Consider the following 12,043-nt stretch of genomic DNA (forward strand, 5'->3'; position numbering starts at 1 on the left):
AGCCCCCATTGTTGCTGAAAACGCAAAATTCCTCTGCGCATTTGCGGATTTTTCCGCAACAATAATCCTGTCACACTTCTTTCATCACGACATTTAACACAATGATGAGGAAAACATGATGCTCCCCGCTTTTGGTACAGGCACTTTTCGTCTGCAGGATGAGGTGGCCATTCAGTCAGTAAAAAACGCGCTGCAGCTGGGTTATCGGGCCATTGATACGGCACAGATATATGAAAACGAAGCAGCGGTAGGTCAGGCTATCGCAGAGAGCGATATTGCGCGCAATGAGTTGTTCATCACCACGAAAATCTGGATTGAGAATCTGTCTGCCGAAAGATTGATTCCCAGTTTGCAGGAGAGCCTGAAAAAATTGCGCACGGACTATGTGGATCTGACCCTGATTCACTGGCCATCTCCGGGCGGGGTGATTACGGTGGAAGAGAGCATGCAGGCGCTGATGGCAGCAAAAGAAGCGGGCATAACACGTCAGATTGGCGTCTCTAACTTTCCTGTTGCCCTGATGCAGGAAGCCATCCGCGCCGTGGGCGCAGAAAATATCGCGACGATCCAGATTGAACTGCATCCTTTCCTGCAAAACCAGAAAGTGGTGGCTTTTGCACAACAGCAGGGGATCCCTGTTACCTCTTACATGACGCTGGCCTACGGTGCAGCATTAAAAGACGAGACCATCCTACGCCTTGCAGAGAAACATCGGGCAACGCCAGCGCAGGTCGTGCTGGCCTGGGCTCTGCAGAGCGGTTATGCGGTTATCCCTTCGTCAACAAAACGAGAGAATCTGCAGAGTAACCTGGCGGCCAGAGAACTTCGCCTGGATGCAGAAGATATGGCGCAGATCGCCGCGCTGGATCGCAATCAGCGTCTTGTCAGTCCGGCGGGGCTGGCACCCGACTGGGATTAATGCTTTCGGCCCTCAGCCCGGTGAACGCCAGGGCTGAGTTTTTACCCACTCGCTCAGAAAATCAATAAACACGCGCACGCGCTGACTGACGCCGGAATCACTGTAGTAGACCGCATTGAATGGCATCTCAACCGGCAGTCGCCGTTCGGCAAGCACGTCAACAAAAGTACCCCCGGCGATTTCCGCATCCACCATAAAATCGGAAAGACAGGCAATACCCTGATCGTTCAGGCATAACATTTTGATGGTTTCGCCACTGTTCGATGACATTGCCGCATCGATCTCGTAAAGATCGCGACCGTTATCTGAAACCGGCCAGCGATTCAGGCGCGGCGTTTCAGCAAAACCCAGGCACTGATGGATGGCTAAATCAGCGGCGGTTGCAGGCGTACCGTATCTGGCCAGATAAGCAGGTGTCGCGACCAGCTTACGATAACTGGTAAACAGCAAACGCGCGCGCAGCGTTGAATCGGTCAGATTGCCGGCACGAATCGCCACGTCCACTTTGCGATCGATCAGATTAATAAAGCTTTCCGACGAGATCAGAGAGAGCTTTACCTGGGGGTAGCGCTCACGAAACGGCTTGATCATAGGCATCAGCAAATTGAGAATCACCGGCGTTGCGGCATCCACCCGCAGCTCGCCCTGGGGAGCCTGCTGACGCTCTGTCAGTTCATGCTCGGCAGCTGACATTTCCTGCATCAGTTTCTGAACGCGGCGGAAATAGTGTTCGCCTTCGCGGGTCAGCGCCAGCTGGCGTGTGGTGCGCGTCAGTAACGTCACGCCTAATTTGCCTTCCAGCTTTTTCACCATACGGCTGACCGCAGAATTTGCCAGTTGGAGCTGTTCAGCCGCGCGGCTAAAGCTGCCGCTCTCGACCACCGCAATAAAGACCTTCAGTTCATCGGATGATGCTTTCATTGTGCCTCCGGCAGCAAAAATAGCAGATGACTATACGCCTTTTGCGCATTAAAACACGGAACAATGGCTGCGCACAGCATGATAAACCCGGCATGGTTATCTTACTGCCGCGAAGACAGCGATCTGGTCGCGCGCCGGGGCAGGCGAATGCGTCCGCGGCAACGCTGGGTTGCTGTGTCTGCGCTTACTGCGGAGTTGCGTACGGCACAGCACGATAAACCCGGTACTGTTATCTTACTGCCGCGAAGACAGTGGTCTGGCCGTGCGCCGGGCCAGGGGTACGCGTCCGTGGCAGTGTCGGATCCTGTATCCGGGAAAGTGTCTGCGCTTACTGCGGAGTCGCTTACGCACAGCACGATAAGCCCGGTATGGTTATCCTCTCGCCGGAAAGACAGCGATCTGGCTGTGCTGCGAGCAGGGGAGCGCGTTCGGGGTACCGCTGGGATCCGGCATCCGTAAAAGTGTCTGCGGTTACTGCAAAGTCGTGGCCTGTGAAGCGAATTCCGACAATTCACAACATCAATTGAAACCCCGCGCTAAAATCCCTATAACAGTCAGGTGAAGTCGCAGTCGAAAAACAGCCAGGCGGGACAGTGCGAAAAAAAACTTATGCAATGCGTTATGTAGCAGGACAGCCTGCAGAGCGGATATTTCCGCCGGGGGCCATGCTGCATCTTGGGCAGGCTTTACCGCCCGGCGCGCCTCTGCCGGCACACCCGACGCTGAAGGTGCTGGTCTGGAATATCTTCAAACAGCAGCGTGCTGACTGGATGTCGGTATTACAGGGTTTTGGCAAAGATGCGCACCTTGTACTGCTGCAGGAGGCGCAGACCACACCAGAACTGGTGCGTTTTGCCACCAGCAATTATCTGGCGGCCGATCAGGTGCCGGCCTTTGTGCTGCCACAGCACCCTTCAGGCGTGATGACGCTGGCTTCGGCTCATCCGGTCTACTGCTGTCCGTTGCGTGAGCGTGAGCCTCTGTTGCGGCTGGCAAAGTCTGCGCTGGTTACCGCTTATCCATTACCCGGCGGCGAGATGCTGATGGTCGTGAATATCCACGCGGTCAATTTCAGCCTGGGCGTCGATGTTTACAGTAAGCAACTGGGGCCGATAGGCGAGCAAATCCAGCATCACCGCGGCCCGGTGATCATGGCCGGCGATTTCAACGCCTGGAGCCGCCAGCGTATGAATGCGCTGTACCGTTTTGCGCGCGAGATGTCACTGCGCGAAGTCTCCTTCACTGACGACCATCGCCGCAAGGCCTTTGGTCGCCCGCTGGATTTTGTTTTTTACCGGGACATGAAAGTGAGCGAAGCCTCGGTGCTGGTCACGCGCGCTTCCGATCATAATCCGCTGCTGGTTGAGTTCGACACGCATCACGCCCGCTAATGGCTGCGCGTGTATCGGAAAACGGCAGTGTGCACCGACTGCCCGTACTGATTGACAGCGCGATGATAAGCAGGACGGATGTTTCATGTACGCAGGCAACAAGCGCTTACCCACGGAAACTGGTTCAGGCCTGAAGCATAAAAAAGAAAAGGCTGACAATTGTCAGCCTTTTCGTCGCATTACGTATCCGGTGTTGCGCTATTCTTCACAAACAGCGTGAGCTTATCGCCCGGCTGAATGTCTTTCGCATCACTGTTCCAGCGCATCACATCGCGGGTGTTCACCCCGTGACGTTTTGCAATACTGGCAAAAGAATCACCCTTACGCACACGATAGGTGATGCTGTTGCCGTTATCTGCCAGCTGCGAGGCCGTCGTGCTGCCGCCTGTGGTCAGCTTCTGACCAATGCGCACCGACGCGCTACGCAGATTGTTCTGCTGTTTCAGTGTACTGACGCTAACGCCAAGCTTACTGGCGATGCCCGATAAGGTGTCGCCTTTCCGTACTGTATAACTGTTACCTGCCGCGCTGGCTTTCGCCATTTCGGTCGGCTGCACAGAGGCAATGTCACCGGAAGCCAGTGAGTTGCGCAGCTGAGCGACATGCGACTTCGGCACCATAATATAGTGCGGTCCGTTTGGCGCCGTCGTGCCGTTTTTATAGCCCGCATTAAACGTCTTCAGCTTGCTGAGAGACATACCGGCCATATCGGCGGCCTGCGTCAGTTCAATCTGCTGTCCGACTTCAACCCGTGCCAGCGCACGGCTTTCGTTCGGGGTCGGCAGTTTGATACCGTAACGTTTGTTGTTCTTGAGAATATCACTCAAGGCCAGCATTTTCGGAACGTAGATTGTCGTTTCACGTGGCAGCGACAGATGCCAGAAGTCGGTCGGCTTACCGCGCGCCTTGTTCTGTTTAATCGCTTTCAGCACACGTCCTTCACCGCTGTTGTAGGCGGCAATGGTCAGTAACCAGTCACCGTCAAACATGCCGTTCAGACGCTGCATCATATCCAGCGCTACTTTCGTCGACGCCACCACATCCCGACGTCCGTCATACCATTGGTTCTGTTTCAAACCATAGTTTTTGCCCGTCTGCGCAACAATCTGCCAGATGCCAGCGGCATTCGCAGAGGAGGTTGCGTGTGGGTCAAAAGCGCTCTCCACTATGGGTAGCAGTACCAGTTCCATCGGCATTTTACGTTTCTGTATCTGCTCGACAATCCAGTACATGTACGGCTCTGCCCGTAATGTTACATCGTGGAGATAGCTCTTATTTTTTAAATACTTTGTTTTTTGTTCGCGGATTCGCGGGTTTTCCGGAATCCCCATCTTCAACTCGTCACTAATGTGATTCCAGAGATCAGTGTCTTGTGCGAGGCTGGTTCCATCGTCCTGCCAGCGCGGCGACAACAAGCGATCTCCGTACTTTCCATTTTCACCTTGACCAGCTGAAGACAGACTCTGGGCATGCTGTACGGGGATACTGGCGTCATTCCGTGAAGCCTGACATCCCACCAGCAAGACCGAGGCGAGTAATATCGCTTTAGCCTTCATGTGTGTGTCAATAGTTCGCTTAAAAGACGAGCAACTATACGTGAGGGGCAGACACAACACAACCCGAAAAATCAAAAATGGTCTTTCTTCTCGCGTAGAACGGCGAATGTCTGCCATAACGGGGCTGATTCGATATTAGTGCCTAAAGCCTGTTTCAAATCAGCATCTTGCGTGCGAAGAAATAAATTTATTTCACGCTCTGTGGCCAGTTTTACCGGCAAAGTAGTCCGGTTTTCCGCGCGTAAGTCCTTAATTTGCTGGTATCTTGCCAGAATTTTCGGGTCATGAGGCAGAATAGCCGCAGCAAACTTCATATTGGATAAAGTATATTCATGCGCGCAGCAGACAAGCGTATCGTCCGGCAGTTGATTAAGCTTTTGAAACGAATCGAACATTTGTTGCGCAGTCCCTTCGAAAAGGCGTCCGCAGCCGCCGGAAAACATCGTGTCGCCACAGAAAAGATAAGGTGAGCTGAAATATGAGATATGTCCTAAAGTGTGACCCGGCGTGGCGATAACGCGGAAGGTTAGTCCCAGTACGCTGATTTCATCGCCGTCCCTCAGCACTGTCTTTGCGCCTTTCCCGGCCGTTTCGTCGGGGCCGTACACATCCAGATCCGGGTAGTGCTGCAGCAGGTCAGCAACGCCGCCGACATGGTCCTGATGGTGATGCGTCAGTAAAATCGCCACCGGCTGCCAGTGATTCGACTGAATTTTTTCCAGCACCGGCTGCGCTTCGCCCGGATCGACAATCAGGCACCGCCCGTTCTCGTCAGTCAGCGTCCAGATGTAGTTATCCTGCAATGCGGGAATACTGGTAAGATTCATAAACACCTCTCAGGTCGTAGAAAAAGGAATAGGGTAGAGCATGAAGCCAGCGAAAACACGCCAGATCCTGACTGCGCCGCGCTCCTGGAGCGACATGCCCTGGGGCGATTACTTTCGCGACGCGCTCACACAGCAGCTGCAGCCTTATCTGGGAAAGCTGTATGGCTTTCATATGCTTAAAATTGGCAGTCTTAGCGCAGAAATCAATACCCGACAGTGTGCAATATCCCATCAGGTCAATGTGGGCAGCGAAGGCGAGGCGCTGCACGTCATTGCGCAGGCCACACAACTGCCGTTTGAATCGAAATCAATTGATGCCTGTCTGCTGGCACATACGCTGGCATGGAGCCAGGATCCGCATCGCGTTTTGCGTGAAGTGGATCGCATCCTGATTGACGATGGCTGGATGATCATCAGCGGCTTCAATCCGTTCAGCCTGCTGGGCATCAGCAAGGGGATCCCGGGGCTGCACCGTCGGGCGCCCTGGAGCGGGCGGATGTTCAGTCAGGTGCGTCTGCTGGACTGGCTGAGCCTGCTGAATTATGAAGTGGTCTACCGTACGCGCTTCCAGGTGGTGCCGTGGCATCGTCAGGGCGGGAAGATGATCAGCGCACACCTGCCCGCGCTGGGCTGCCTGAACATCGTGGTCGCGCGAAAACGCACGTTCCCGCTGACGCCCACTAAAATGAAAAAAACGCTAAGTAAAACGCAGCTGCGGCCGGCGGTGAACGCCACGCGCCAGTTTCGTGAAATGAACGATCAGGATTCCACCTGATAACCGATATCTTCCAGGGAAGGGTTACCGGCAGCGTGGCGCGCCAGTTCATCACAGCGCTCGTTTTCCGGATGACCGGCATGGCCCTTCACCCATTCCCAGCGGATATCGTGTGTGCTGAGTGCGGCGTCTAGTCGCTGCCACAGATCGACATTTTTCACCGGCTTTTTTTCTGCGGTTTTCCAGCCACGTTTTTTCCAGTTGTGGATCCAGCTGGTAATGCCCTGACGCACATACTGACTGTCGGTGCTGATCACCACTTCGCAGGGCTGCGTCAGCGCTTCCAGCGCCACAATCGCCGCCATTAGCTCCATACGGTTATTGGTTGTCAGGCGATAACCGGCGCTGAACAATTTTTCATGCTGGCGATAACGTAAAATGGCACCGTAGCCGCCGGGGCCGGGATTGCCCAGGCAGGATCCGTCGGTGAATATTTCTACCTGTTTGCGCATCTCTGGTAGACTTCCTTCTGAAAAAACGCCAAGTCTGACATAAAACGAGTCCTATGAGCACTGCAAATAACCGCCAGATCGTCCTTGATACCGAAACCACCGGCATGAATATGATCGGGGTCCATTATGAAGGTCATCGCATCATCGAAATCGGTGCGGTTGAAGTGATCAACCGTCGCCTCACCGGCAACAACTTCCATATGTATCTCAAGCCGGACCGGCTGGTGGATCCGGAAGCCTTCGGCGTGCACGGGATTGCCGATGAGTTTCTGGCTGACAAGCCGACCTTTGCCCAAATCGCCGATGAGTTTCTGGACTATATCCGCGGCGCGGAACTGGTGATCCACAACGCGTCGTTCGATATCGGCTTCATGGATTATGAATTCGGCATGCTGCAGCGGGATATCGGTAAAACCGAAACCTTCTGTCGCATTACGGATAGCCTGGCGATGGCGCGGAAAATGTTCCCCGGCAAGCGCAACAGCCTGGATGCGCTGTGTAACCGCTATGAGATTGATAACAGCAAGCGTACGCTGCACGGCGCGCTGCTGGATGCCGAAATTCTGGCGGAGGTGTTCCTGGCGATGACCGGCGGTCAGACATCGCTGGCCTTTTCGCAGGAAGGGGAGCAGAGCAACCAGAACGCAGGCGAGCATATCCAGCGTATCACCCGCCCCAGCGCCGGCCTGCGCGTGGTCAGCGCCAGCGATGAGGAGATTGCCGCCCATGAAAGCCGGCTTGATTTGGTGCTGAAAAAAGGGGGCAGCTGTCTGTGGCGCGCCTGAAGCCGCTGATTTTGCGCGGAAAAACAGCGTTAAGATGAAAAAAACGCCAGTCGACACACTCTGTTATAAAAAGCGTTGACGGCGCCGGAGGCTGCCATTAATATGCGCCTCGTTCCCGACGGGGAACAAAGCGCGGAGCGGTAGTTCAGTTGGTTAGAATACCTGCCTGTCACGCAGGGGGTCGCGGGTTCGAGCCCCGTCCGTTCCGCCAACTTTTTAAAGAAGCCGATGCAGAAATGCATCGGCTTTTTGCTTTTCTGGCCGGCCCGCCCGGCCTGACGGTTATGTCTTACTCCTTCTGCATCGCCACTTCCTGACGATAAACGGCCACCGGCACCTCGCGTTCGGCGCGCGCCAGCCAGCGATAGCAGCCTGCACCCAGCGCCACGCCAATAAACCAGCTGAAGTTTGCCACTGCGTGCAGCGCCGGAATAAAGCTGATCACCAGGCAGATACCGGTTGCCGGTACCAGCGCGGCAATGGCTTTCGGGTTGAAGCCACTGCGATACCAGTAGCGGCCCTTTGGCGTGTCATCAAACAGGTCGTCCACGTAAACCCGGCTGCGTTTAATCAGGTAAAAATCCGCAATCAGAATGCCAAACAGTGGCCCGATAAAGGAGCCCAGCACGTCCAGCGTATAGTGAATCAGTTCCGGTGACTGGAACAGGTTCCACGGCGTCAGCAGCACCGAGCCCACCGCGGCGATCATACCGCCCGTGCGGAAGCTGATTTTCTGCGGTGAACAGTTGGAGAAGTCAAACGCCGGCGAAACAAAGTTCGCTACGATATTGATGCCGATCGTGGCGGTAATCATGGTGAGCAGGCCGATAGCCACTGCCACATCGTTACCGACCATACTCACGGTTTCAATCGGATCGGTGATCATGCGGCCAAACAGCGACTGCGTGCCGGAGACAATCACCACCGTCACAACAGAGAACAGCAGGAAGTTAAACGGCAGGCCCCAGCGATTGCCGCGACGAATTTCTCCCATGCTGCTGGCATAGCGCGAAAAGTCGCCGAAGTTAAGCAGCGGGCCGGAAAAGTAAGAGACCACCAGCGCCGTGGCGGTGATCATCTGCCACGTCTGCTCACCGGCGCTGAGCGATTTGCTGGCCAGGGTAAACGAGATCCCCTCAAAGCCAGTTTTGTATACAATCCAGCCGGCCAGCGCCACCATGACCACGTAGACCGCCGGGCCAGCCACATCAATAAAGCGTTTAATGGCGCTCATGCCATGCCAGAACACCATAGCCTGCAGCAGCCACATTACGCCGAAACAGCACCAGCCCAGCAGCGATAAACCCAGCCAGCTGCTCTGCGTCAGGCTGCTCAGGGAGGGATAAAACTTCAGCAGCACCAGCATCAGCGCATTGGCCGCCAGATAGGTCTGGATGCCATACCATGCAAAGGCGATCAGGCCGCGTATCACGGCAGGAATATTGGCACCGAACACACCAAACGCCTGACGTGAGATAACGGCATAAGGCACGCCTGCCATCTGGCTGGGTTTCGCCACCAGATTCGCGCACAGCTGAACAATGCAGATACCGGCCAGCAGGCACAGCAGCACCTGCCAGCTCGCCAGCCCAAGCGTAAAGAAGCTGGCTGCCACGACGTAGCCGCCCATGCTGTGCACATCGGACATCCAGAATGAAAAAATGTTGTACCACGACCAGTTCTGGTTGCGCGTCGGAGCGAGGTCTTCGTTACACAGACGCGGACTGTAGCGGGCATGGGCAGCGGTCGCCCCGGCGTTAACCTGAGATTGATTTGGCATGAAACCTGCTCCTCTGACTGCATGGAAAAAATTAATGACGTTGTGCAACGGTATTGCAGGAATCAGGCCAGCTTTGATTTTCTGTATACAAAAAATCGATTTCACGTATACGATGTGCACAGGGACACTGACTGACCGGAGCCGGTAATGAAGAGTGAAACAGGCCAGAAAGCCGCGGCCGACCTGAACGACAAAGACGAAGTGATATATCAGGCGTTGCTGAACGCCATTGTGGAACACCAGTTACCGCCAGGCAGCAAACTGCCGGAAGAAGCCCTGGCAGAGGTATTCGGCGTAAGCCGCACCGGTATCCGCAAAGTGCTGCAGCGCCTCGCGGCAGTGCAAATGGTCACGCTGTCGCCCAGACGTGGTGCACAGGTTGCTACGCCAGGCGTGGAGGAGGCGCGCGATATCTTCGCCACGCGCAGTCTGCTGGAGTGTGCCAACCTGCCTGCGGTACTGGCCCACCTGCAGCCGCCGCACCTGGCGGCGCTCACGCGCTTAATTGAAGAAGAAGAGCAGGCCCATGCGCAGCATGACGGTGCCGCAGCAATTCGCCTTTCTGCTGCTTTCCACATTCAGCTGCAGGCCATCTCCGGCAACCAGGTGCTGACGGAAATGGTTACCGGGCTGACGCAGCGCTCTTCGCTGGTGATTGCCGCCTGGGGCGCGCCCTGGCAGCGTGGCTGCCGCTGCGATCATCACGATCGTCTGGTGGATCTGCTGCGACAGAACGATCTGCCGGCGCTGACGGCCGCGCTGCAACAGCATTTTGAACACATCATCGCCAGCCTGCACTTTGAGCGCAGCGGCGAAACCCTGCCTGATTTCTCCCGGTTATTTGCCGGTCATAAAGGAGCGGCATCATGAGCCTGATCCAGGTAATCAACCCCAATACCAGCGCGGCAATGACCGAAACCATCGGCGCTGCGGCGCGTGCGGTGGCGGCACCGGGCACGGAAATTATTGCAGTCTGTCCGCGCCATGGCGTGCCTTCAATTGAAGGGCATTTTGATGAAGCGATTGCTGCCGTAGGCGTGCTGGAGCAGGTCGCGCTGGGGAAAGCGCAGGGCGTCAATGGCCATGTGATTGCCTGTTTTGGCGATCCGGGGCTGCTGGCCGCGCGCGAACTGGCGAGCGGGCCGGTTATTGGTATTGCTGAAGCGGCGATGCATACCGCCACGCTGGTGGCGACGCGATTTTCTATCGTCACCACGTTGCCGCGCACGCTGATCATCGCCCGCCATCTGCTGCAGCAGTATGGTTTTACCCATCACTGTGCGGCGCTGCATGCTATCGATCTGCCGGTGCTGGCGCTGGAGGATGGCAGCGGCATCGCCCAGGAGAGAGTACGCCAGCGCTGCATTCAGGCTAAGCGGGAAGATGGCAGTGGGGCAATCGTGCTGGGCTGTGGTGGCATGGCGGCGCTGGCGCAGGAACTTACCCGCGAGCTGGGCATGCCGGTGATTGATGGCGTGAGTGCGGCGGTGAAAATGGTGGAGTCGCTGGTGGCGCTTGGCTTTGGCACCAGCAAACAGGGCGATCTCGATTATCCACGACAAAAACCGCTCAGTGGGCCATTTCAGCACCTAAACTAAGGGCTGGTTGAGGACTGATCACAGGAACTTGCAGAATGAGCGACGTATCTGAAAAGAAAGAGTACAGCTTCAACAAAAACTACCCGCGTGACCTGATTGGCTACGCCGGGCAGCCGCCGCATGCACAGTGGCCCGGCAACGCCCGCGTTGCCGTGCAGTTTGTGCTGAATTATGAAGAAGGCGCGGAAAACAGCGTGCTGCATGGTGATGCCGGCTCCGAGCAGTTTCTTTCCGATATCATCGGGGCGGCCAGCTATGCCGACCGGCATATGTCAATGGAGTCGCTGTATGAGTATGGCTCGCGCGCCGGATTCTGGCGGATTCATCAGGCGTTTCAGCAGCGCGGGCTGCCGCTGACCATTTTCGGCGTGGCGATGGCGCTGGCACGCCATCCGGATATTGTCGCGGCGATCAAAGCGGCGGATTACGACGTGGTCAGCCACGGCTGGCGCTGGATCCACTATCAGGGCATGGATGCAAAAACCGAGCGGCAGCATATGCAACAGGCGGTGGATGTGCTGACCGATCTGTTTGGTAAAGCTCCGACCGGCTGGTATACGGGACGCGACAGCCCGAACACGCGCCGGCTGGTGGTGGAGCAGGGCGGCTTCAGCTACGACAGTGACAACTACGGTGACGACCTGCCGTTCTGGACCCAGGTGACCTGTCAGGACGGGACGGTGAAGCCGCATCTGATCATCCCGTATACGCTGGAGTGCAATGACATGCGCTTTGCCACGCCGCAGGGTTTCAATACCGCAGAGCAGTTCTTTACCTATCTGCGTGATACGTTCGATGTGCTGTATGAAGAGGGAGAAAGCGCGCCGAAGATGATGTCGGTAGGCATGCACTGCCGCCTGCTGGGACGGCCGGGTAAATTCCGCGCGCTGCAGCGTTTTCTTGATCACATTCAGCAGTATGACGATGTGTGGATCTGTACCCGCCAGCAGATTGCCGATCACTGGATTAGCACGCACCCGGCACCGGCGGTTTAATCCTGCCGCACAGCCGGTAATGCCACACGGCCACCGGGCTGGTT

At 56.1% G+C, this 12,043-nt stretch carries 12 protein-coding genes and 1 tRNA gene; 8 read left to right on the top strand and 5 right to left on the bottom strand.

Features of this window, described 5'->3' with window-relative positions; all coding sequences use genetic code 11:
- Positions 1-115 precede the first annotated feature (115 nt).
- Entirely contained in the window at positions 116-919 is an 804-nt protein-coding gene (gene dkgB, locus D8B20_RS03815; protein ID WP_145887269.1) for a 2,5-didehydrogluconate reductase DkgB, read from the top strand.
- 12 nt (positions 920-931) lie between these two features.
- On the opposite strand, the gene yafC is transcribed toward dkgB, so the two are convergent.
- Positions 932-1,840 (bottom strand): DNA-binding transcriptional regulator YafC, encoded by a 909-nt coding sequence (yafC, locus tag D8B20_RS03820; protein WP_145887271.1) that lies wholly within the window; start codon positions 1,838-1,840, stop codon positions 932-934.
- 593 nt (positions 1,841-2,433) lie between these two features.
- On the opposite strand from yafC, the gene D8B20_RS03825 reads away from it, so the two are divergent.
- Positions 2,434-3,231, top strand: coding sequence for an endonuclease/exonuclease/phosphatase family protein (locus tag D8B20_RS03825; protein WP_145887273.1), 798 nt, complete (start codon positions 2,434-2,436; stop codon positions 3,229-3,231).
- A gap of 179 nt (positions 3,232-3,410) precedes the next feature.
- Here D8B20_RS03825 and mltD read toward each other — a convergent pair whose 3' ends face one another.
- Entirely contained in the window at positions 3,411-4,787 is a 1,377-nt protein-coding gene (gene mltD / locus D8B20_RS03830; RefSeq protein WP_145887275.1) for a murein transglycosylase D, read from the bottom strand.
- A 71-nt stretch (positions 4,788-4,858) separates the two neighbouring features.
- Complete coding sequence (gene gloB / locus D8B20_RS03835; RefSeq protein WP_145887277.1) at positions 4,859-5,614, bottom strand: hydroxyacylglutathione hydrolase; 756 nt, start codon at positions 5,612-5,614, stop codon at positions 4,859-4,861.
- A 40-nt stretch (positions 5,615-5,654) separates the two neighbouring features.
- On the opposite strand from gloB, the gene D8B20_RS03840 reads away from it, so the two are divergent.
- Positions 5,655-6,389 carry a class I SAM-dependent methyltransferase gene (locus tag D8B20_RS03840; protein ID WP_145887279.1) on the top strand — a complete coding sequence of 245 codons (735 nt, stop codon included), beginning with the start codon at positions 5,655-5,657 and terminating at the stop codon, positions 6,387-6,389.
- Here the strand turns inward: D8B20_RS03840 and rnhA are convergent.
- Complete coding sequence (rnhA, locus tag D8B20_RS03845; protein ID WP_145887281.1) at positions 6,374-6,841, bottom strand: ribonuclease HI; 468 nt, start codon at positions 6,839-6,841, stop codon at positions 6,374-6,376. The two genes, D8B20_RS03840 and rnhA, sit on opposite strands and share 16 nt — an antisense overlap.
- Positions 6,842-6,894: 53 nt before the next feature.
- Here rnhA and dnaQ point away from each other — a divergent pair, with 53 nt between their 5' ends.
- Complete coding sequence (gene dnaQ, locus D8B20_RS03850) at positions 6,895-7,626, top strand: DNA polymerase III subunit epsilon (RefSeq protein WP_145887284.1); 732 nt, start codon at positions 6,895-6,897, stop codon at positions 7,624-7,626.
- A gap of 134 nt (positions 7,627-7,760) precedes the next feature.
- A tRNA-Asp gene (locus D8B20_RS03855) sits at positions 7,761-7,837 on the top strand.
- A 78-nt stretch (positions 7,838-7,915) separates the two neighbouring features.
- On the opposite strand, the gene D8B20_RS03860 is transcribed toward D8B20_RS03855, so the two are convergent.
- Positions 7,916-9,406: an NCS1 family nucleobase:cation symporter-1 gene (locus D8B20_RS03860; protein WP_145887286.1), complete on the bottom strand. Its 1,491-nt coding sequence runs from the start codon at positions 9,404-9,406 to the stop codon at positions 7,916-7,918.
- A gap of 147 nt (positions 9,407-9,553) precedes the next feature.
- Here D8B20_RS03860 and D8B20_RS03865 point away from each other — a divergent pair, with 147 nt between their 5' ends.
- The 3 genes from D8B20_RS03865 to puuE are packed head-to-tail and all read left to right on the top strand — an operon-like array spanning position 9,554 to position 11,999.
- On the top strand, positions 9,554-10,276 hold the full coding sequence (locus D8B20_RS03865) for a GntR family transcriptional regulator (protein ID WP_145887287.1): 723 nt from the start codon (positions 9,554-9,556) through the stop codon (positions 10,274-10,276).
- Entirely contained in the window at positions 10,273-11,004 is a 732-nt protein-coding gene (gene hpxA / locus D8B20_RS03870; RefSeq protein WP_145887289.1) for an allantoin racemase, read from the top strand. Before D8B20_RS03865 ends, hpxA begins: the two co-directional genes overlap by 4 nt.
- 35 nt (positions 11,005-11,039) lie before the next feature.
- Positions 11,040-11,999: an allantoinase PuuE gene (puuE, locus tag D8B20_RS03875; RefSeq protein ID WP_145887291.1), complete on the top strand. Its 960-nt coding sequence runs from the start codon at positions 11,040-11,042 to the stop codon at positions 11,997-11,999.
- The last annotated feature ends 44 nt before the right edge of the window (positions 12,000-12,043 follow it).

Origin of the sequence: Candidatus Pantoea soli, from assembly GCF_007833795.1 — a bacterium.
Taxonomy (GTDB): domain Bacteria; phylum Pseudomonadota; class Gammaproteobacteria; order Enterobacterales; family Enterobacteriaceae; genus Pantoea; species Pantoea soli.